This window comes from Achromobacter spanius (genome assembly GCF_003994415.1).
Lineage (GTDB): Bacteria > Pseudomonadota > Gammaproteobacteria > Burkholderiales > Burkholderiaceae_B > Achromobacter > Achromobacter spanius_C.
This window is the reverse complement of record NZ_CP034689.1, coordinates 5,133,445-5,154,683: the sequence shown is the minus strand read 5'-3', so window position 1 is coordinate 5,154,683 and position 21,239 is coordinate 5,133,445. Positions and strand designations below refer to the sequence as shown.

19 protein-coding genes are annotated in these 21,239 nt (G+C 64.3%); 15 read left to right on the top strand and 4 right to left on the bottom strand.

The genetic code is table 11. The annotated features are described in order from the left end of the window. The 7 genes from ELS24_RS23585 (at position 1) to ELS24_RS23555 (ending at position 5,909) form a co-directional block, all read left to right on the top strand. Entirely contained in the window at positions 1-1,176 is a 1,176-nt protein-coding gene (locus tag ELS24_RS23585) for a carbon-phosphorus lyase complex subunit PhnI (RefSeq protein WP_050448814.1), read from the top strand. Beyond that, a complete protein-coding gene (locus ELS24_RS23580) occupies positions 1,173-2,054 on the top strand; it encodes an alpha-D-ribose 1-methylphosphonate 5-phosphate C-P-lyase PhnJ (protein ID WP_050448815.1) in 882 nt (293 codons plus the stop codon). Before ELS24_RS23585 ends, ELS24_RS23580 begins: the two co-directional genes overlap by 4 nt. Then, on the top strand, positions 2,051-2,851 hold the full coding sequence (gene phnK / locus ELS24_RS23575) for a phosphonate C-P lyase system protein PhnK (RefSeq protein ID WP_050448816.1): 801 nt from the start codon (positions 2,051-2,053) through the stop codon (positions 2,849-2,851). Before ELS24_RS23580 ends, phnK begins: the two co-directional genes overlap by 4 nt. A 2-nt stretch (positions 2,852-2,853) precedes the next feature. Continuing rightward, positions 2,854-3,573 (top strand): phosphonate C-P lyase system protein PhnL, encoded by a 720-nt coding sequence (gene phnL / locus ELS24_RS23570; RefSeq protein WP_050448847.1) that lies wholly within the window; start codon positions 2,854-2,856, stop codon positions 3,571-3,573. A gap of 2 nt (positions 3,574-3,575) precedes the next feature. After that, positions 3,576-4,775, top strand: coding sequence for an alpha-D-ribose 1-methylphosphonate 5-triphosphate diphosphatase (locus ELS24_RS23565; protein ID WP_127185494.1), 1,200 nt, complete (start codon positions 3,576-3,578; stop codon positions 4,773-4,775). A 31-nt stretch (positions 4,776-4,806) separates the two neighbouring features. After that, entirely contained in the window at positions 4,807-5,349 is a 543-nt protein-coding gene (locus tag ELS24_RS23560) for an MOSC domain-containing protein (RefSeq protein ID WP_050448818.1), read from the top strand. A gap of 125 nt (positions 5,350-5,474) precedes the next feature. Next, entirely contained in the window at positions 5,475-5,909 is a 435-nt protein-coding gene (locus ELS24_RS23555; protein ID WP_050448819.1) for a hypothetical protein, read from the top strand. A gap of 52 nt (positions 5,910-5,961) precedes the next feature. On the opposite strand, the gene ELS24_RS23550 is transcribed toward ELS24_RS23555, so the two are convergent. After that, positions 5,962-7,251 carry a dicarboxylate/amino acid:cation symporter gene (locus ELS24_RS23550; protein WP_127185493.1) on the bottom strand — a complete coding sequence of 430 codons (1,290 nt, stop codon included), beginning with the start codon at positions 7,249-7,251 and terminating at the stop codon, positions 5,962-5,964. A 283-nt stretch (positions 7,252-7,534) separates the two neighbouring features. Here ELS24_RS23550 and ELS24_RS23545 point away from each other — a divergent pair, with 283 nt between their 5' ends. After that, positions 7,535-8,434, top strand: a complete 900-nt coding sequence (locus ELS24_RS23545; protein ID WP_127185492.1) for an SMP-30/gluconolactonase/LRE family protein — start codon at positions 7,535-7,537, stop codon at positions 8,432-8,434. A gap of 74 nt (positions 8,435-8,508) precedes the next feature. On the opposite strand, the gene ELS24_RS23540 is transcribed toward ELS24_RS23545, so the two are convergent. Together ELS24_RS23540 and ELS24_RS23535 are read right to left on the bottom strand one after the other, a co-directional pair. Next, positions 8,509-10,191: an ABC transporter substrate-binding protein gene (locus tag ELS24_RS23540; protein ID WP_127185491.1), complete on the bottom strand. Its 1,683-nt coding sequence runs from the start codon at positions 10,189-10,191 to the stop codon at positions 8,509-8,511. A gap of 138 nt (positions 10,192-10,329) precedes the next feature. Continuing rightward, positions 10,330-11,103, bottom strand: coding sequence for an IclR family transcriptional regulator (locus ELS24_RS23535; protein ID WP_050448823.1), 774 nt, complete (start codon positions 11,101-11,103; stop codon positions 10,330-10,332). Positions 11,104-11,338: 235 nt separating this feature from the next. On the opposite strand from ELS24_RS23535, the gene ELS24_RS23530 reads away from it, so the two are divergent. The 7 genes from ELS24_RS23530 to fba all read left to right on the top strand — a co-directional run bounded on the left by ELS24_RS23530 (position 11,339) and on the right by fba (position 20,570). After that, on the top strand, positions 11,339-12,661 hold the full coding sequence (locus tag ELS24_RS23530; RefSeq protein ID WP_127185490.1) for an ArgE/DapE family deacylase: 1,323 nt from the start codon (positions 11,339-11,341) through the stop codon (positions 12,659-12,661). A gap of 90 nt (positions 12,662-12,751) precedes the next feature. Further along, complete coding sequence (locus ELS24_RS23525) at positions 12,752-14,356, top strand: ABC transporter substrate-binding protein (RefSeq protein ID WP_050448825.1); 1,605 nt, start codon at positions 12,752-12,754, stop codon at positions 14,354-14,356. Continuing rightward, the gene (locus ELS24_RS23520; protein WP_050448826.1) at positions 14,353-15,330 is read left to right on the top strand and encodes an ABC transporter permease; all 978 of its coding nucleotides are present in this window, start codon (positions 14,353-14,355) and stop codon (positions 15,328-15,330) included. The genes ELS24_RS23525 and ELS24_RS23520 overlap by 4 nt, the downstream gene beginning before the upstream one ends. Further along, on the top strand, positions 15,327-16,166 hold the full coding sequence (locus tag ELS24_RS23515; protein WP_050448827.1) for an ABC transporter permease: 840 nt from the start codon (positions 15,327-15,329) through the stop codon (positions 16,164-16,166). Before ELS24_RS23520 ends, ELS24_RS23515 begins: the two co-directional genes overlap by 4 nt. Then, complete coding sequence (locus ELS24_RS23510) at positions 16,166-17,839, top strand: ABC transporter ATP-binding protein (RefSeq protein WP_127185489.1); 1,674 nt, start codon at positions 16,166-16,168, stop codon at positions 17,837-17,839. The genes ELS24_RS23515 and ELS24_RS23510 overlap by 1 nt, the downstream gene beginning before the upstream one ends. Next, positions 17,832-19,271: an amidase gene (locus ELS24_RS23505; protein ID WP_127185488.1), complete on the top strand. Its 1,440-nt coding sequence runs from the start codon at positions 17,832-17,834 to the stop codon at positions 19,269-19,271. Before ELS24_RS23510 ends, ELS24_RS23505 begins: the two co-directional genes overlap by 8 nt. 234 nt (positions 19,272-19,505) lie before the next feature. Further along, a complete protein-coding gene (gene fba / locus ELS24_RS23500) occupies positions 19,506-20,570 on the top strand; it encodes a class II fructose-bisphosphate aldolase (RefSeq protein ID WP_050448830.1) in 1,065 nt (354 codons plus the stop codon). Between the two features lie 139 nt (positions 20,571-20,709). On the opposite strand, the gene ELS24_RS23495 is transcribed toward fba, so the two are convergent. Then, on the bottom strand, positions 20,710-21,165 hold the full coding sequence (locus ELS24_RS23495) for a GFA family protein (protein WP_127185487.1): 456 nt from the start codon (positions 21,163-21,165) through the stop codon (positions 20,710-20,712). Between the last annotated feature and the right edge of the window lie 74 nt (positions 21,166-21,239).

Genomic DNA, 21,239 nt, shown 5'->3' with positions numbered 1-21,239 from the left:
ATGTACGTAGCCGTCAAAGGGGGCGAACGCGCCATCCTGAATTCCTACCGCATGCTGGACGCCTACCGGCGCGGCGACCGCGCGGTGCCCGAGCTGAGCCTGGACCAGATACGCGAACAGATGCCGCTGGCGGTATCGCGCGTGATGGCCGAGGGCTCGCTCTACGATCCGCAACTGGCCTCGCTGGCGCTCAAGCAGGCCGCGGGCGATGTGATCGAAGCGGTGTTCCTGCTGCGGGCCTATCGCACCACCTTGTCGCGTTATGGCTACACGCAGCCGATCGACACGGGCGCCATGCGCTTGCAGCGCCGTATTTCGTCCACCTTCAAGGACGTGCCGGGCGGCCAGATTCTGGGGCCCACCTACGACTACACCCAACGCCTGCTGGATTTCACGCTGGAAGCGCAGCGCGAGGCCGACGCGCTGCCCGCGGGCGGCGATGCGCTGGACAGCGCCATGCCGCGCGTGACGGATCTGCTGGCGCACGATGAATTGATCGACGCCGAACCCGTGCCGGAAGGCGACCCCGAGCCCTTTGACCTGACGCGCCAGCCGCTGGACTTTCCGGCCTCGCGCGCGGCGCGGCTACAAAACCTGGCGCGCGCCGACGAAGGATTCCTGTTGTCCATGGGCTATTCCACGCAGCGCGGCTACGGCAACACGCACCCCTTCGCAGCCGAAATCCGCTACGGCACGCTGGAAGTGGACATGTACATCGAAGAGCTGGGCTTTGCCGTCACCGTGGGCGAAATCGAAATCACCGAATGCCAGATGGTGAGCCAGTTCGCGGGCAATGCCGATGACGGCCCGAAGTTCACGCGCGGCTACGGCCTGACCTTCGGCTACGGCGAACGCAAAGCCATGTCGATGGCGCTGGTGGACCGCGCACTGAAAGCCCAGGACCTGGGCGAACGCGCCGACTCTCCCGCCAACGATCACGAATTCGTGCTGTACCACAGTGACAACGTCGAGGCGTCCGGCTTCGTCCAGCACTTGAAGCTGCCGCATTACGTGGACTTCCAGGCGAACCTGGAATTGCTGCGCCGCCTGCGCGCGGATGGGGCTGCACAACACGCGTCAGCGCAAACCGCAGCGCAAGCCACATCGCAAACCGCGCCGCAACAGACGCCACAAGCCGTCCCCAACGATCTCATCGACGAGGCTGTTTCCCCATGAGCGCCCAACACGCCACGGTCGAGCGCGACGACCACTACAACTTTGCGTATCTCGACGAATCCACCAAGCGCATGCTGCGCCGCGCCTTGCTCAAGGCGGTGGCCATACCTGGCTACCAGGTGCCGTTCGGCAGCCGCGAGATGCCGCTGCCTTACGGCTGGGGCACGGGCGGCATTCAGGTCACTGCGGCCATCATCGGCCAGGACGATGTGCTGAAAGTGATCGACCAAGGCTCGGACGACACCACCAACGCCATCAACATCCGCCGTTTCTTCGGCCGTGTCACGGGCGTGGCCACGACGGAATCCACGCCGGACGCCACCATTGTGCAGACCCGCCACCGCATCCCTGAAACGCCGCTGCGCGAAGGGCAGGTGATGGTCTATCAGGTGCCGATTCCGGAACCGCTGCGCTGGCTTGAACCCAGCGAAACCGAAACGCGCACGATGCACGCGCTGGCCGAATACGGCGGGATGCACGTCAAGCTGTATGAAGACATCGCGCAGCACGGGCACATCGCCACCACCTATGACTACCCCGTCATCGTGAACGACCGCTACATGATGCGCCCGTCGCCCATCCCGAAGTTCGACAACCCCAAGCTGGACGGCAACCCCGCGCTGATGCTGTTCGGCGCGGGCCGCGAAAAGCGCGTCTATGCCGTGCCGCCGTACACCCGCGTCAAAAGCCTGGACTTCGACGACCACCCCTTCACCGTGGAAACCTGGACCGAATGCTGCGACCTGTGCGGATCGCGCGACAGCTATCTGGATGAAATCATCCTGGACGACGCGGGCACGCGCCGCTTCGTGTGTTCGGACACGGAATACTGCAACCACCGCCAAGCCGAACAACGCAACGACGAGGCCACGGCATGAGCCCGCAATCCAATACACAACCCAACACACAACCCTTGCTTTCCGTGCGCAACATGACGCGCACCTGGGATGGCGTGCATGGCTGCCGCGACGTCAGCTTTGACCTGTTTCCCGGCGAAGTGCTGTGCGTGGTCGGCGAGTCCGGCTCGGGCAAAAGCACCTTGCTGTCTGCCGTGTCGTACCAAACCCAGCCCGACGCCGGCAGCGTCTGGTACGACACGCGGGACCAGGGCTTCATCGACCTGGCCGCGCTGCCCGGCGCGCGGCTGCGCTTGTTGTCGCGCACCGATTGGGGCTTTGTGCGGCAGAACGCGCGCGACGGCTTGCGCATGCAGGTCAGCGCGGGCGCCAATATCGCCGAACGCCTGATGGCGGTGGGCGACCGGCATTACGGTGACCTGCGCGCCGTGGCGGGCAACTGGCTGCAAAAAATGGAGATCGACGCGGGCCGTCTGGACGATACGCCCGTGTCGTTTTCCGGCGGCATGCAGCAGCGCCTGCAGATTGCGCGCAACCTGGTCACGCACCCGCGTCTGGTGTTCATGGACGAGCCGACCGCATCGCTGGACGTGTCGGTGCAGGCGCGCCTGCTGGACCTGCTGCGCCAGTTGGTCACCGACCTGGGCCTGGCCGCCATCGTGGTCACGCACGACCTGGCGGTGGCGCGCCTGCTGGCGCACCGCACGCTGGTGATGCGCGGCGGCGTGGTGGTGGAAAGCGGGCTGACCGACCAGATTCTTGACGACCCCCAACACCCCTACACCCAGTTGCTGGTGTCTTCCATTCTGCAGAGCTGAACATGCGCGCAACCACTCCCATGATCGAGGTGCGAGGCCTCGGAAAAATGTTTACCCTGCATAACCAGGGCGGCATTCGCCTGCCCGTGCTGGACGCGGTGGATTTCGATGCGGCAGCCGGCGATTGCCTGGTGTTGGCCGGCCCGTCGGGCACCGGTAAAAGCACCTTGCTGCGCTGCCTGTACGGCAACTATCTGGCCACCGAAGGCAGCATCCGCGTGCGCGCCAACAACGAATGGGTTGAACTGGTGGGCGCGCCCGAGCAACGCATACTGGCGTTGCGCCGCGATGTCATCGGCTATGTCAGCCAGTTCCTGCGGGTGATTCCGCGCGTGTCGGCGCTGGACGTGGTGGCCGAGCCGCTGCGCATGGCGGGCGTGGACGCAGACGCCGCGCGCGAGCAGGCCGGCGCCTTGTTGCAACGCCTGAACGTGCCGCCGCGCCTGTGGGGCCTGGCGCCCGCCACGTTTTCGGGCGGCGAGCAGCAGCGCGTGAACATCGCGCGCGGCTTCATCGCGCGCCATCCCATCTTGCTGCTGGACGAACCCACGGCATCGCTGGACGCCGACAACCGCCGCGTGGTGATCGCCTTGATTCACGAAGCCCTGGCGGCCGGCCGCTGCCTGCTGGGCATTTTTCACGATGCCGAAGTGCGCGACGCCGTCGCCACGAAAACGCTGGCGCTGCGACCCGCGCTGGCCGAAACGGCTCCGCTGGAGTAATCATGCAAAGCACCTATCTGACCCACGCCCGCGTGGTGCTGCCCGACCGCGTGCTGGACAACAGCGCGGTGCTGATCGATGACGGCCGCATCGTCGCCATTGAACCGGATGGCGCGCGCGCGGATCGCGTGGTCGATCTGCAAGGCCAGACCTTGCTGCCTGGCCTGATCGATCTGCACTGCGACGCCATCGAAAAGGAAGCCGAGCCCCGTTCGCGCGTGCTGTTTCCTTTGGACTTCGCCGTGGCGCAGGTCGACCGCCGCAATGCCGCGGCCGGCATCACCACGCCCTACCATGCGCTGTCGTTCGCGAACAAGGATTTGGGGGTGCGCAATAACCAGACGGCGGCCGAAGTGGTGCGCACGCTGCGCGCATTCCGCCCACACAGCCTGGTGGATAATCGCGTGCACTGCCGCTACGAAGTCACGGACGAGACCTCGGTGCCGGTGCTGCGCGCGCTGATGGATGAGGGCGCGGTGGACCTGTTGTCGGTCATGGACCATTCGCCGGGGCAAGGCCAGTTCAAGACGCTGGAGTCCTACCTGCAATACATGATGGGCAATCATGCAATGAGCCGCGAGCAGGCCGAAGAGGCCGCCAACGCCAAGACGCGCGCCAAGGATGGCGCGGTGGAGCGGGTGGAAACGCTGTTGGCGCACGCAAAGTCCCTGGGCATTCCCAGCGCCAGCCACGACGACGATTCCGTTCAACGCATTGCCACGATGCGCAACCTGGGCGTGGCGATGAGCGAATTCCCGATTACGCTGGATACCGCCCGCGCGGCGGTGTCTTGCGGCCTGCCCACGATTCTGGGGGCGCCCAACGTGTTGCGCGGGCAAAGCCAAAGCGGGTCGATGCGCGCCATCGACGCCATCCGCGCGGGCGTGGCCAGTTGCCTGTGTTCCGACTACCAGCCATCCACGTTGATCGCCGCGGCGTTCGCGGTGGCGGCGCAAACCGACCTGAGCTGGCCACAGGCCATTGCCCTGGTCACGGCGAACCCGGCGGACGCCTGCGGCCTGTCGGACCGGGGCCGCATCGCCGTGGGGCAGCGGGCCGATCTGGTGGCGGTGGCGCAGGTGGGCGCCTTGCCATTGATCAGTCACACCTGGTCCGCCGGCCGACTGGTATTCTCCACGCACTATCTGCCGTCGCGCGCGCATGCGGCAGCGACTTGCGAGCCGCAATGGGTGGCGGCCTGAACCGCCGACGATGTCTTCCAGGAGAACCGCGATGAATCCGATCGTGATTGCCGTGGCGCTCAGCGCCACGCACACGTTCAGCAAGCCGGTGGTGCCGTCGATCATGTTGTTGCGTGGGCTGGGCGTTGATGGCGACGCGCATCAGGGGGTGACTGTCAAGCATCGCTCGCGCGTTCGCGCCGACCCCACGCAGCCGAACCTGCGCCAGGTGCATTTGATTCAGGCCGAGCTGCATGACGAGCTTCAACTGGCCGGTTTCAATGTGGCCGAAGGCACGATGGGCGAAAACATCACCACCCGGGGCATCGATCTGCTGGCCTTGCCGCGCGGCGCGCGCCTGCGCATCGGTGATGACGCGGTGGTCGAGATCACCGGGCTGCGCAATCCCTGCGTGCAGTTGGACCAGTATCAGAAAGGCTTGACGGCCGCCGTGCTGGGCCGCAACCCCGACGGCAGCCTGCAACGCCGCGCCGGCGTCATGGGGGTTGTGGTGGAGGGCGGGGCGGTCAGCGCCGGCGATGGCATCCGGATCGAGCTTCCCGCGCTGCCGCATTTGCCGCTGGAAAGGGTCTAGGGTCAAAAACATCGTCGCCGGTCAAAGACGGGTTGCCCGGCATCTGGTTAAATGGCGAAGGGCGTAACGGCCTAAGGCGCAGCCGGCCCTTCTCCGGCGCGCCATTCAATTTTCCGGAGCGCGCGATGGCACGATTCAATTTCAACCAAGACCCCGAAGAACCCGATCTGTGGGCGGCCGAAAACGTGCCCGTCGGCAAAGACCGACCCCCCATCCACGTCATGATTCAAACGGATGGCGAAGAGCCCGACAGCGGCGCATCCAAGGTGGTCAAGGCCATCATCGACAATCTGGACGATCACATCCTGGCGGCGGCCGAGTTCCTGCTGGATAACTATTCCTACGAGCACTGCAAGAAGCTGGGTCTGGAAGACGACCAACTGCTGCAGGAAGAAACCGCCGAAGCCATGGCCGAAAAAGCCGTGCTGCGTGCCCTGTGGCTGTTCGACGAAGACGGCGACGGCTACGAACTGTGGTTCACGCTGCCCTGGGATCCGGTCCACACCTACGACGTTGAGTTCGAAGACGGCGCGCCGGTTTCCTGCTCGGTGAACGACTGAATACTGTCGACTGAATCGGGTCGACCCGATTCAATCGACCCAAGCCGCTCGACTACGCCTGGTTTTCGCTTGCGGTTGCCGACCCTGCCAGCGCGTGCGGGTCGTCCGGCTTGCCCTCCCGGTCATCTTCCAGTTTGGCGATGACCGCGGTGGCCAGGCTGTTTCCGACCACGTTGGTGGCCGTGCGGCCCATGTCGAAGAATTGGTCGATGCCCATGATCAGCAGCAGCCCGGCCTCGGGCAGATGGAACATCGGCAAGGTGGCGGCCACCACGACCAGCGACGCGCGGGCCACGCCCGCCATGCCCTTGCTGGTCACCATCAGCACCAGCAACAACGTCAACTGCTGGGCAAAGCTCATCTCGATGTTAGAGGCCTGCGCGATGAACAGCACCGCGAAAGACTGGTACATCATCGAGCCATCCAGGTTGAACGAATAGCCCAGCGGCAACACGAAACCCGAGATGCGCTTGGACACGCCAAAGCGTTCCAGCGCTTCGATGGTCTTCGGGTAGGCCGATTCGCTGCTGGCGGTGGAAAACGCCAGCAAGGTGGGTTCCTTGATCAGCCCGCCCAGGCGGCGCGTGGACTTGCCCAAAAACAGAGCGCCAACGCCAAACAGAATGGCCCACAGCAGCGCCAGGCCCAGGTAGAACTCACCAATCAACTTGCCGTAGCTGACCAGCACGCCCAGGCCTTCGGTGGTGATGGCGGCGGCCATGGCGGCGAACACGCCCAGCGGCGCAAAGCGCATCACGTAATCGGTGACGCGGAACATGATCTTGGCCAGCTCGTCGATCATCGTGTAGATCGTGTTGTGGCCCTTGCCACGGATGAACGACAGCGCAGCCCCGAAAAACAGCGAGAACACCAGGATCTGCAGGATCTCGTTGTTGGCCATGGCCTCGGCGATGCTCTTGGGGAACACGTGCGCAATGAAGGCCTTGAGCGTGAAGTCGCCCGTCTTCAGGCCCGAGGTGATGCCCGCGTCGGGTATCGCCAGATTCATGTGCGCGCCAGGCTGGAAGAGATTGACCAGCAGCAGGCCCAGCAGCAGCGATACGGCGGACGCGGCAATGAACCAGACCATGGCGCGCAGGCCGATGCGGCCCACGGCGTTGCCGTCGCTCATGCTGGCCAGGCCCGACACCAGGGTGGCGAACACCAGCGGGGCGATGATCATCTTGATCATGCGCAGGAAAATATCCGTGACCAGGCTGAAATACGAGGCAATGTGCGCGGCCGCTTGGGCGTCCGGCGCGGTCTTGTTGCAGAGATAGCCCACCAGGACGCCCAGCACCATGGCGATGCCGATCATGCGCGTCAGCTTTTTTGTATTCATGATCAAAATGGAAAACGTTTGCCCGCCGCGAAACAGCCGTGGGTAGGGGGCTGAGTCCGTCGGCACGGGGCGGGAAACGGGATCCGGTGACGGGTATGCCAGGGCAAAGCGCAATATGCGGGTTTTCCCTTGGGGCGCGATGTTAACGCTGCCCGCCTGACACGTAGTTGTCATGTTGGGGACGTATCCGTAACACCTTCGAGCATGCCAGAATGGGCCCGCCCGCCTTGCGGAGCACCCATAAGAACCGGCCCCGACCGGGAACATAAAAGGAGATCAAGCAATGCCGAAACGCGAACTGTCCGTGCTGGCTTCCGGGTACACATATCTGGAAGGCCTGCGGTGGCACGAAGACCGCCTGTGGGCGTCCGACTTCTATACCGAGCAGGTCATTGCCGTGGACCTGGCCGGCAACATCGAACAGATCTGCCGTGTGCCGCAGCAGCCGTCGGGCCTGGGCTGGCTGCCCGATGGCCGCTTGCTGATCTCATCCATGAAAGACCGCAAGGTGCTGCGCCGCGAGGCCGACGGCACGCTGGCCGTGCATGCCGACCTATCCGCGCTTACGGGCGGCCCCATCAACGACATGGTGGTGGATGACCAAGGCCGCGCCTACGTGGGCAATTTCGGGTTTGACCTGATGGCCGGTGAACCGGTCGCGACGACGACACTGGTGCGCGTGGACACGGACGGCGTGGCGCAGGCGGTAGCCGAAGGGCTGTGCTTTCCCAACGGTTCGTTCATCACGCCGGACGGCAAGACGCTGATCGTCAACGAGACCTTCGGCAACCGGATCTCGGAATTCGACATCCTGCCCACCGGCGCGCTGGGCCCGCGCCGCGACTGGGCCAACTTCGGGCCATTGCCGGATAGCGACGACCTGTTGGTGTTGATTGCCGCATCGGCCATCGGCCCGGACGGCGGGGCGCTGGACGCGGAAGGCGCGCTATGGGTGGCTGACGCCATCGGCAAGCGGATTGTGCGGCTGGCGCGCGGCGGCCAGATTCTTGAGCAGATCGACACCGGCGAATTCGGCATCTTCGCCGCGGCCTTGGGCGGGCCGGATGGCTGCTCGCTGTTCATGGCTGCGGCGCCGGATTTCATCGAAGCCAACCGCCGCGCCAAGCCCGAAGGCTGCATCCTGATGACCCGGGTGGACGTGCCGCACGCGGGCCGGCCTTGAGGGGAAGGCCCTGATGGGCCGGCCTTGATGCGGCTGCCCCAGGGGTTTGACGCCCAGGAGCCAGTCTGCGACGCCTACTGCGGCGACAGCCAGGCGTCGGCGTAACTCCCCACGGCGCCCAGCCCGGTCGTGATGGCGCCGTGCACCCGCTTGTCCAGATAGGTGGAGTAATTGGTGTCGTCTATCCAGGCCAAGGGCACGTCTTCCGCCAGAATCTTCTGGACCTCGGTGTACAGGCGTTGGCGTTCCGCGTCCGTGGGCGCGGTAGCGGCCTGGTCAAAGAGCGCGTCTACCTTGGGGTTGCGGTATTGCGAGGTATTGGTGAAGGCCAGGCCTTTCTTGATGTTGCTGCTGACGTAGGTGCGCGACACGCCGATCGCCGGGTCGCCATACTGGAACACGCCGTTGTAGGCCATGTCGAAATCCCAGTTGCCCATGCGGGTGGTCCAGCCGCCCACGTCGGTGCTTTCGATGTCGATCACGATGCCGACCTTGCCCAGGCTTTGCTTGGTGTATTCGGCAATGCGGCGCTGCATTTCGCCGTAGGGGTTGGGGATCAGCCCCAGCTTTACGCGCACACCGTTGGCGTCCGGCTTCAGGCCCATTTCATCCAGCAGGGCGATGGCCTTTTTGGGGTCATACGGATACTGCTTGATGTTGGGGTCGTAAAAGCGCGTGTTGCGGTGGAACGGACCCGTGGATACGGTGCCCATGCCGAACATGATGCGCTTGGCGATGAAATCGCGATCGATGGCGTACATGACCGCCTGCCGAAAGCGCTTGTCGTCCATGGGCTTGCGCGCGCCGTTCATTTCGATCCAGTGCAGCGTGGACCAATATTCATAGCCTTTTTGCGTCACATTGATATGCGGCAGCTTGGCCACGCGCGGCATGTCGAAGGGCTCGATGTCTTGCAGCCAGGCTTGCTGCACGGTGCGCTGTTCCAGCGCCAGGCGGCGCGAGGCCGCGTCCGGAATCACGCGGTAAATGATGCCGTCCAGATAGGGCCGGCCTTCCTTCCAGTAATGTTCGTTCTTGACCAGTTCAATATAAGAGCCGCGCTCCCAACGCTTGAACTTGAACGGGCCGGTGCCGACCGGGGCATTGTTGTGCGGGTTCTGCGCCATGGGCGTGTCGACATCGAACAGGTGCTTGGGCAGGATCACGCCGCCGCCGATGTCGAAGGCATACAGGAAAGCCGAATAACGTTCCTTCAGCTTGAACACCACGGTGTGCTCGTCTGGTGCGGTGATGTCCTGGATGTAGCGCATCAGCGCGCGCGTGCGCGGCGTGTTGGCCAGGACCTGCTTGTAGGAAAACAGTACGTCCGCCGAGGTGAAGGGCTTGCCGTCGTGCCATTGCGCGTTGGGCTGCAGGTGGAACGTATAGGTCAATTGATCGTCGGACACCTCCCAGGACTTGGCCAGGCTGGGCTGCGGCTTCAGGTCGAACGAATAGGTCAACAGGCTTTCGTAGACCTTGCCCGCCACCATCTGCGTGGTGCCCACCTGCTGCATGGCCACGTTCAGATTGGGCGGCTCGGGGTTCAGGATGGCGGTCAGCACACCGCCGTATTGCGGCTGAAGATCGGCCGAGGGCGGGGCGGCGATGGCGGTCGCGGGAGTGGCTAGTGTGGCGGTGAAGGCCGTGGCGGCCAATGCCGTGGCGGCCAATGCCGTGGCGGCCAGTGCCGTGTTGACAACGGCGGAGGCCAGCAGGCCTCGCGTCAGGGCGCGGCGGACGATATTGCACTTCAAGGCAAGTCTCCTTGGTTTTTAAGTATCACATATTGATACCGAGGAATCCAATAGACTTATGGTGCAGCACTGGCCCAGGCCGCGCAAGGCGGCCAGGACTAGGGATATCCCGCGAAAGTAATAAGGTGAACGGCGCGTTCAGTTGCGGTTTGGACGACCGCTGAGCGCGCGCGCGGCCGATATAGCCAGTGAGCTGAAGCGCTGCGTGAAGGAATCCAGCGTCCATTCGGCCAGCAGGCCAGAGATATGGATGGCCGCGATGGGCCGGCCGCTGTGGTCGACGACCGCGCTGCCCAGCACGATCTCGCCCACCATGCTTTCTTCCAGGCAAATGGCGTAGCCCTGCACGCGCGCCTCGCGCACGCGCTGGCGGATCAGGTCGGGGTCGGTGATGGTCTTGGCGGTCAGCGGCCGCAAGTCGCTGCGCGCCAGGATGTCGTCGACCTCGTCATCGGCCAGATGCGACATGATGGCGCGGCCGCCCGACGACGAGAACGTCGGCATGCGGCGCCCCACCAGCGTGGCGTAGAAAGTCTGTCGCTTGCTTTGGCGGCGCAGCGCGTAAACGATGGTCAGGTCGTCGAACAGGCTCAGATCCACGCGCTCGCCGCATTCCTGTTGCAGTTGTTCCAGGATGGGGGTGGCGCGCTCCAGCAGCGGATGGCCGCGCAGGAAGTCGAAGGTTCGGTCCAGGATCTTCTTGCCCAGCACGTAGCCGCGCTGGTTGCTGCCGCGCTCCAGATAGCCCAGGGCCACCAGCGTGTGCAGCATGCGCTGGGTTGAGCTGCGGTCCAGCCCTGACAACTCTGTCAGCTCATTCAGGCTGAGCGGGCCGGGATGGTTCGAAAAAGCCTCCAGGATGCCGAAGCCTTTCGCCAAGGATTGGTTGAACCGGGTTTCGGTTGTGGCCATGTTGATCTACTCCAGTCTCTTTTCTTGTTTTCGCCGCGCGGCATCGGGCGGGCTATTCGCACGCGGATACGCACTGTAGTGGCAAATCGATTTCTGTCAGGGCTAGGGAAATTACCCATGGTTTGCGGCTTGTCCCGCAATTGTGCGAACTCTATCATGCCAAATATAGATATCTAGATATCAAATATTGATACCTATGAAATTCGCCGATTTCACATCCGACAAGGGGAAAGCAATGAGCAGCGTCGCAGCAGCCAGCCTGGACCAGGCCCGTATCGCCGAATCCGTCAGCCAGCTTCGCCAGTACATGACCGACACGCTGACCGGCTTCGTCCAGTGCCGCAGCCTGCCCGGGCAGGAGATGTCCGCCGCCGAGTTTCTGGAAGACGCGCTGTCGGACCTGGGCCTGACGTCCGAGCGCATTGCGCTGCGTACCGAAGAACTGAAAAACCTGCCGCTGTATTCCCCGGCATGCTGCCCGGACGGTGGCCGCTACAACGTGCTGGCTCGGCACGAGCCGCGCAGCGCGGGCGGCCGGGCCGTCTTGTTCAACGGCCACCTGGATGTGGTGCCCACGGGCCCGCATGAGCTCTGGGATCCGGCGCCGTTTGACGGTGAGCTGCGCGATGGCTGGTTGTATGGACGCGGCGCGGGCGACATGAAGGCCGGCATCATCTGCGCGCTGGCGGCGTTCAAGGCGCTGCGCGAGCTGGGCGTGCAACCTGCGGGTGCGGTGGGATTCAACGGCGTGCTTGAAGAAGAAAACACGGGCAACGGCACCCTGGCCACGGTGTCGGCGTTGCAAAGCGCCATCGCGGCGGCCAAGCTCAGTGCGTTCGACGCGGTGGTCATCCCCGAACCCACGCATGAACGCATGATGAGCGCGCAACTGGGCGTGTACTGGATGTACGTGGACATCGTGGGCCGCCCCGCGCACGCCGCCTACATGACCACGGGCGTCAATCCGGTCGAGACCGGCCTTCGCATCGTTGATGCCATGAAGCAGTTGGAACACGAATGGAACCTGCCGGAAAACCGGCACCCCGCCTATCGCGACCATGCACATCCCATCAACTTCAACCTGGGGCAGATCCACGCGGGCGACTGGAATTCATCGGTGCCCAGCGTATGCACGTTGGGCATGCGCATCGCCTGCTATCCGGACATGAGCATTGAAGCGGCCAAGCAATTGGTCGAGTCGCGCATCCGCGCAGTGGAAGCGGAATTGACCGACAGCGATGTACGCATCGACATACGCTACGAAGGCTTCCACGCGCCGGGCTGCGAGTACGACCTGGACGTGCCGGCCATGCAGTTGCTGGCCGACGCCCATCACCGTGTGGCCGGCGAAGCGCCGCAACCCACAGCGCTGACGGCCACCACCGACGGCCGTCACTTCCGACTGTTGATGGACGTGCCCGTGACCTGCTACGGCCCCAAGGTGCAGAACGTGCATGGCTTCAATGAATGCGTGTCGGTGGACAGCATGGTGCGCGTCGCCACTACCTTGGCGCTGTTTATCCACGATTGGTGCGGTGTGGAACCGCTGCAAGCCTGAGCCCCGGCGCGGCACGTGCCGCGGCGCCTCTCTCCGTTGTCTCTCGCGGCTGTTCACTCGCCGTTGTTCTTTCAATACGGAATACCTGCCATGACATCCATCATCGCTCGGCGCGCCTTGGCGCGCTGCACCCTGGCCGTGGCCAGCCTCGTGCCCCTGTCCGTTCCCGTGGCGCAAGCCGCCGAAACGCCCCAGTACGGAGGCGTGCTGACCGCCATCCTGAGCCCAGAGCCACCTGCCTTGAACGTGGCGGTACAGCAAGTGGCCAGCACACAGCTGGTGGCCGGAAAGATCTACGAAAGCTTGCTGACCTACTCCTTCGACCTCAAGCCGCAGCCCGGCCTGGCCAAGTCCTGGGAGGTCTCGCCCGACCGCCTGACCTACACCTTCCATCTGCAACCCAAGGTGCAGTGGCACGACGGCAAGCCGTTCTCGTCCGACGACGTGGTGTTCACCTACACCAAGATTCTGGCCAATACGCCGCGCACTCGCACGTTGATGGCCAATGTGCAGGAGGTGTCGGCGCCGGATGCACAGACCGTCGTCTTCAAATTGAAGCAGCCGTATTCGGCGTTCCTGTATGCGTTCGACATCGGTGGCGGCGCCATCCTGCCCAAGCACCTGTATGACGTCGACACGCCCATCGGCCAGAACCCCAACAACAACGCGCCTATCGGCACAGGCCCGTTCAAGTTCAAACACTGGGAGCGCGGCTCTTACATTGAACTTGTCAAGAACGAGCACTACTGGAAAGAAGGCCGGCCCTACCTGGACGGCATCACTTATCGCGTGATTCCCGATTCCGCCTCGCGCCGCGTGGCGCTGGAGCAAGGCACGGTGTTGCAAGCCTGGCTGCAGGACATCGAGCCGGTGGACGTGGCGCGCGTGGCCAAGCTGCCCACCATCACCCAGACCCACAAGGGATATGAGTACTGGTCGACCATGCAATGGATTGAACTGAACGGCGGCCGCCAGCCGTTTTCGGACAAGCGCTTCCGCCAGGCGCTGATGTACGGCATCAATCGCCAGTTCATCGTCGACAAAATCATGTTCGGTGCCGGCACCGTGGCCACCGGCCCCATCCATCACAACACGCGCTTCTATGACGCCAACGTCAAGAAGTACCCCTACGATCCCAAGAAGGCGATTGCGCTGCTGGACGAAATGGGCCTGAAGCCGGACGCCAAGGGCGTGCGCGCCACGCTTGGCCTGATCCCGCTGCCTTATGGCGAAATGCCGCGCCGCACGGCTGAATACATCAAGCAGAACCTGGCCAAGATCGGCGTGGCCGTCAGCATCGAAAACACCGATGTGGGCGGATGGGTCAGCCGCGTGGGCAATTGGGACTTCGACATGGGCGCCAACGGCGTGTTTCAGTACGGCGACCCGGCGATCGGCGTGTCGCGCACCTACGTCAGCAGCAACATCAAGAAGGGGATGATGTTCAGCAATACCTCGCAGTACAGCAACCCCAAGGTTGATGAACTGTTCAATGCCGCCGCCACGGCGGCAACGGATGAAGAACGCCAGAAGCTGTACAGCGAAGTGCAGCGCATTCTTGTCGAGGACGTGCCAGTGCTGTGGGTGGCCGACACGAACTATTCGACGCTGCTGAACAAGCGCGTGCACAACGCGGTGACGACGGCGCTGGGCGTGGTGGATACGCAAAGCGATACCTGGCTGTCCAAAGAATGAAGAAGGTCGGCAAATTCCTGGCGAACCGGGTGGTCAAGAGCGTCCTGGTTCTGCTGATGATCGCGCTCTTCAACTTCTTCCTGGTGCGGGCGGCGCCGGGCGACCCCGCCGAAATCCTGGCGGGCCAGTCCGGCGCGGTGGATGCCGAGTTCATCGCCAAGTTGCGCCAGGAATTCGGGCTGGACAAACCCATTGCGGTGCAACTGGGGCAGTACCTGAAGAACGTGGCCACGTTCGACCTGGGCTACTCCTACCGCCAGCAAGCGCCGGTTTCCAGCTTGATCCTGCAACATCTGCCCGCCACGTTGCTGCTGACCTTGTCGGCCTTCGCGTTTGCGCTGCTGGCAGGCGTCAGCCTGGGCACGCAGGCGGCGCTGCGGGTGGGAAAGTGGGGCGACACCGTCATCACCACGCTGTCCATGCTGGCCTACGCCACGCCGTTGTTCTGGGTGGGGTTGATGCTGGTGCTGTTGTTCTCGGTCAACCTGGAATGGCTGCCGGCATTCGGTTATGAAAGCGTGGGCGCGAACCTGACGGGGTTCGCCCGCCTGGCCGACGTGGCCAAGCATCTGCTGCTACCGGCGCTGACCTTGGGCATGTTCTACATGGCGGTCTATGCCCGGCTGACGCGCGCGTCCATCCTGGAAATCAGCCAGCTTGATTTCGTCAAGACGGCGCGCGCCAAGGGCCTGTCCGAACGCACCGTCATCGTGCGCCACGTGCTGCGCAACGCGCTGCTGCCCGTCATCACGTACGCGGGTATCCAGGCGGGCGGCCTGATCGGTGGTTCGCTGCTGGTGGAAACCGTCTTCGCGTGGCCGGGTATCGGCCGGCTGGCGTTCGACGCCTTGATCCAGCGCGACTACAGCGTGCTGCTGGGCGTGTTCTTCGTGGCCTCGCTGATCGTGGTGGTGGTCAACCTAGTCACCGACATTTTGTACACGGTGGCGGATCCCAGGATCGAACTGAAATGAAAGCGTTCATGCAATCGTTCTGCCGCAACAAGGGCGGCATCATGGGCCTGATCGTGATCGCGCTGGTTACGCTGATGGCCATCACCGCCAGTTGGATTTTTCCGGACAGCCCCTGGGACATCATCAACGGCCCCTTCATGCCGCCGTTGTCGGACGGCGCCTTGCTGGGCACCGACACCCTGGGCCGCGACATCGCCACCGGCATCGCCTATGGGTCCCGCGTGACGCTGGTGCTGGCCGCCGTGTCCACGGCGGTGTCCATCCTGGTGGGCATCACGGTGGGCGCGCTGGCGGGCTTTTATGGCGGGCGGGTCGACCAGGCCATCGTGGGCTTCATCGAACTCTTCCAGACCATTCCCAGTTTCTTCCTGGCGGTGGTGCTGGTGGCCATCCTGACGCCCAACATGGCAACCGTGATCTTCGCGATTGCGGTGGTGTCCTGGCCGCCCCTGGCACGTCTGGTGCGGGCCGAATTCATGAGCCTGAAGAACCGCGAATTCGTGCAGGCGGCCATGCTGGCCGGCCAATCCAACTTGCGCATCATCCTGACGCAGATCCTGCCCAACAGCCTGTCGCCGGTGATCGTGTCGGGCTCGCTCATGATCGCCAGTTCAATCCTGCTGGAATCGGCGCTCAGCTTCCTGGGCCTGGGCGACCCCAACGCCATGACGTGGGGCTACATCATCGGCGCCTCGCGCAGTGTGCTGCGCGACGCCTGGTGGATGAGCGTATTCCCCGGCGTGGCGATTCTGGTGACGGTGCTGTCGCTGAACCTGATCGGCGAAGCGCTGAACGACGCGCTTAATCCCAAGCTGGCGCGCAGGAGGACGACGTAATGGGTACCGACTACACGAAGGCCGCTGGGACGACTTCCAACGCCGCCAGCGCGCTGCTGGACATCCGCGGGCTCAGCGTAACGGCTGCGCACGGCGGACCGACCGTGGTGCAGGACGTGTCCTACACCGTCAACCGCAACGAGATCCTGTGCGTGGTGGGGGAATCCGGTTCGGGCAAATCCGTGACGGCGCACGCCATCATGGGCCTGCTGCCAGCCGGCCAACTCAGCGTCACGCAGGGGCAGATCCTGTACGGCGGGCGCGACCTGGTCGGCTTGTCAGCCACCGACTGGTACGGCTTGCGCGGCAAGTCGTTCGGCATGGTGTTCCAGGAACCCATGACCGCGCTCAACCCCATCATGCGTGTGGGCCGGCAGGTGGACGAAGTGCTTGAACGTCACACCACGCTCAGCGTCGCGGCGCGCAAGCAACGCGTGCTGGAATTGTTCGAGCAGGTGTTGCTGCCGGATCCCGCCGCCATGATCGACGCCTTTCCGTTCCAGTTGTCAGGCGGGCAGCGGCAACGCGTGGTGATCGCAATGGCGCTGGCGCTGGAGCCCGACGTGCTGATCGCCGATGAACCCACGACCGCGCTGGATGTCACGACGCAGGCGCAGATTCTGGGTCTGATCAAGGACATCCAACGGCGCATGGGCATCGGCGTCATCTTCATCACTCACGATTTTGGCGTGGTGGCCGACATTGCCGACCGCATCGTCGTCATGCGCAAGGGCGCGGTGGTGGAGGCGGGCGCTGCCCAAGATATCCTGAACCGCCCACAGCATCCCTATACGCGCCAGTTGATAGCCGCCGTGCCGCACAAGCCCCAGGGCAAGGAAGAGGCCGGCGCGGCGCCCGCGCTGATGGTGGTGGACAAGCTGTGCAAGACCTTTGCCACGGGCGGGCGCCGGGTCGATGCATTGCGCGATATCTCGCTGGAGATCCGGCAGGGCGAAACGCTAGGCCTGGTGGGGGAGTCTGGTTCGGGCAAGTCCACCTTGGGCCGTACGTTGATCGGCTTGATTTCACCCGACAGCGGCAGCGTACGCATGGAGGGCCAGGAACTTGTCGGCATGAAGCCACGCGACTTCCGCCCGTATCGCCGCCAGATCCAGATGGTGTTCCAAGACCCTTACGCATCGTTGAACCCGCGCCACCGCGTGATCGAGGCCGTGGCGCAAGGCCCCATCGCCTTTGGCGCAAGCCGCAAGACCGCACTGCGCGACGCGCGTGAATTGTTGGAACTGGTGGGTTTGGGTGGAGACGCCGGCGACCGCTATCCGCATCAATTCTCTGGTGGGCAGCGTCAGCGCGTGGGCATCGCCCGCGCCCTGGCCTTGAAGCCCCGGCTGCTGGTGGCGGACGAAGCGGTGTCGGCGCTGGATGTGTCCATTCAGGCCCAGGTGCTGGACCTGCTCAAGACCGTGAGCGGGCAGTTCGACCTGTCCGTGCTGTTCATCACCCACGACCTGCGCGTGGCGGCTCAAATCTGCGACCGCATCGCCGTGATGCGCCAAGGGCAACTGGTGGAGTTGGAACGCGCGGCCACCATTTTCTATCACCCGCAACATGAATACACGCGCCGCCTGATCGAATCGGTGCCGGGCAAGGCCTGGAACAAACCCGATCTGGAAGCGCTGTCAGACCCCTCAAGGAGCAAGCAGTATGCGTGACACCGAGTATCAGGCGCTGGACGGGCTGGCGCTGGCCGACTTGTTGGCAAGGCGCGAAGTCAGCCCCGAAGACCTGATGGCCTGCGCCATCAAGCTGGCGCAAGAACGAGCGCCAGCCATGAATGCGCTCTGTTACGAGCGCTATGAAGAATCGCTGGACGTGGCGCGCGCCTGGCAAGCCCGGGGTGTGTTTGGCGCGATCCCGTTCCTGCTGAAGGATTCCGGGCTGGCGCACACGCGCTTTCCGTCCAGCCTGGGCTCCCGCCTGCTGAACGACACGCGCTATGCCCGTAACGCCACCCTGGCCGACCGCTTTGAAGCCGCCGGCCTGATTCCGTTCGCGCGCACCACCGTGCCCGAATTCTGCATGGCGCCCACCACCGAGGCCGCGCGCAATGGCGGCCCCACCCGCAACCCCTGGGACCCGACGCGCTCGACCGGCGGCTCCAGCGGCGGCGCGGCGGCGGCGGTGGCGGCGGGTATCGTGCCCTTGGCCCACGGCAGCGACGGCGGGGGATCCATCCGGATTCCGGCCGCGGCTTGTGGCGTGTATGGGCTGAAGGTGTCGCGCGGTCGCGTGCCCATGGGGCCGCTGCGTGGCGAAGGCTGGGGCGGCCTGGCGACCGATGGTGTGCTGTCGCGTTCGGTGCGCGACACGGCGGCCGCGCTGGATGCCATCAGCGCGCCGGAGCCGGGCGCGCCCTACGCAGCGCCCGCCGCCCCGGGGTCATATCTGGACTTGCTGGCCAAGCCGCCGCGCAAGATGCGCATCGTGGTGTGGCGCAGCGCCTTCAATGGCGTGGCCGTGGCGCCCGAGTGCGTTGCCGCTGTCGAGCGGGCGGCGGCGCTGTGCCGGGAGCTGGGCCACGAGGTCGTGGACGGCACGCCACCGGACATCGAGTACGACGCCTTCGTGCAGGCCCACGCCAATGTGCTGGCCGGCAACATCGTGCTGTCGGTGGACACGCGGCTGGGCCTGACCGGCCAGTCCTTGAACGACGATGATCTGGAACCCGTGCTGCGCCAGGGCTACGAATATGGCAAATCACTGCCGGCCGCGCAGTACATCGGCAGCGTGAATCGTTTCCACGCCATCGGCCGCATCCTTGACAGCTATATGCAGGGCTACGACGCCATCCTGTCGCCCTCGCTGACGCAACTGCCGTTAAAGCTGGGCGAGTTGTCCACGGCCCACGGTTCGTTCCTGGACTTCCGCCGCAAGGTCGCCACCTATGGCACGTTCTCGGCGGCGTTCAATGCGTCGGGCCAGCCGGCCGCCAGCTTGCCGCTGGTCTGGACTGATGCGGGTCTGCCGGTGGGCGTACAGGTGGTGGGGCGCTATGGCGACGAAGCCGTGGTGCTGGCCTTGTCGGCCCAACTGGAAACGGCCCAGCCCTGGGCGGGACGCATCGCCGTGCCGCATGCTGTCTAACGGACGGCCCGGGGGATCAGCCCCCTAGGCAGGAGTTTCGCGCGTCGGGGCGGCTTTGGCCGCCCCTTGTCCATCATGCTTCCGGTCGACCCGCGCGGGGCTCGAAGCGGCCTGCCATCGGCTGAATGGACCGGATACCGCCGGTTGCAAGACCTTTCAGCGATTCCCCCGTAAAATCACCCCATTCAGCAAGGCTTCAACCATTTCAATAGACAGTACATAGGAGGACCACTCATGGCCCTAGTCTCCATGCGCCAGTTGCTCGACCACGCCGCCGAGAACGGCTACGGCATTCCGGCTTTCAACGTCAATAACCTGGAACAGGTTCAGGCCATCATGGAAGCCGCTGCGGAGACCGATAGCCCGGTGATCATGCAAGCTTCGGCCGGCGCGCGCAAATATGCGGGCGAAGGCTTCCTGAAGCACCTGATCCAGGCCGCCGTGGAATCCTATCCGCACATTCCCGTCGTCATGCACCAGGATCACGGCCAGTCGCCCAAGGTCTGCCAAGGTGCCATCGACCTCGGTTTCTCCAGCGTGATGATGGACGGTTCGCTGAAAGAAGACGGCAAGACCATTGCCGACTACGACTACAACGTCGAAGTCACCAAGAAGGTGGTGGACGTTGCCCACAAGCTGGGCGTGACGGTTGAAGGCGAACTCGGCTGCCTGGGTTCCCTGGAAACCATGGAAGGCGACAAGGAAGACGGCCACGGCGCCGACGGCAAGCTGACCATGGATCAGCTGCTGACCGATCCGGAACAAGCCGCCGACTTCGTGCGCCGCACCCAGTTGGACGCGCTGGCGATTGCCATCGGCACCAGCCACGGCGCCTACAAGTTCACGCGCAAGCCCACCGGCGACATCCTGTCGATTTCCCGCATCAAGGAAATCCACGCCCGCCTGCCCAACACCCACCTGGTGATGCACGGCAGCTCCAGCGTGCCGCAGGAACTGCTGGCCGAGATCCGTGAATTCGGCGGCAACATGAAGGAAACCTACGGCGTGCCGGTCGAGGAAATCCAGGAAGCCATCAAGTACGGCGTGCGCAAGATCAATATCGACACCGATATTCGTCTGGCCATGACCGGCGCGATTCGCCGCTTCTTCGCCGAGAACCCCGAAAAGTTCGACCCGCGCGAATACCTGAAGCCCGCCCGCGCCGCCGCCAAGGCGATCTGTGTGGCTCGCTACACGGAATTCGGCACGGCCGGCAACGCCAGCAAGATCAAGGCGCTGCCGCTGACCGAAATCGCCGCGCAGTACGCCTCGGGCAAGCTGTCGCAAGTGGTGCAGTAAGCCTATCCAGCGCCGCCTTCGGGGGCGCCGGGGTAGCAAAAAGGGGCGGGTCCGTCATGGACCCACCCCTTTGTTTTGGCCGGCTGCCAAGACGGGCGTATCGGCTGGCCGCGTCAGCCCCGCGCGTCAGCCCCGCGCGTCAGGCGGGCGGCGAGTTTTGCGGGAAGTGCGGCACGCTGCGGTCCACGTGGTGCCAGGACGGCGCCGAACTGGTCCACAGGCTGGCCTTGGCGTGAAAGGCTTCGGGGTCGTCCAGCGAGCCCGCGCGCACCACTTCGTATCCCATGCCTTCCGAGCCGCCGAACAGCGGCGTGCCACAGGCGGCGCAAAAGCTGCGCATGACGGTGTGCCCGGAATCGCCCTTGTAGCGGTGTTCCTTGGCCTGGCCGCGCAGCATCGTCACCGAGCCGGCGGGGAAGATCAACGCATGGGCCGGGGCGCCGCCGCTGGAATATTGGCAGTCGCGGCAATGACAGGTGGCGGCGGTGATGGGCTCGTCGGTAACGGCGTAACGGATCGCGCCGCACTGGCAACCGCCAGTCAGGTGTACCTGCGCGTCGACGGCGGGCGGGCGTTTGAGGGAAGCTTCCTGCATACGACTTTGTCTCCGGGCGTAAGGTCTGCGCCGTGACGCCCCAAGGCGGCCGGCGCGAATTGTGTGTCGGAAAT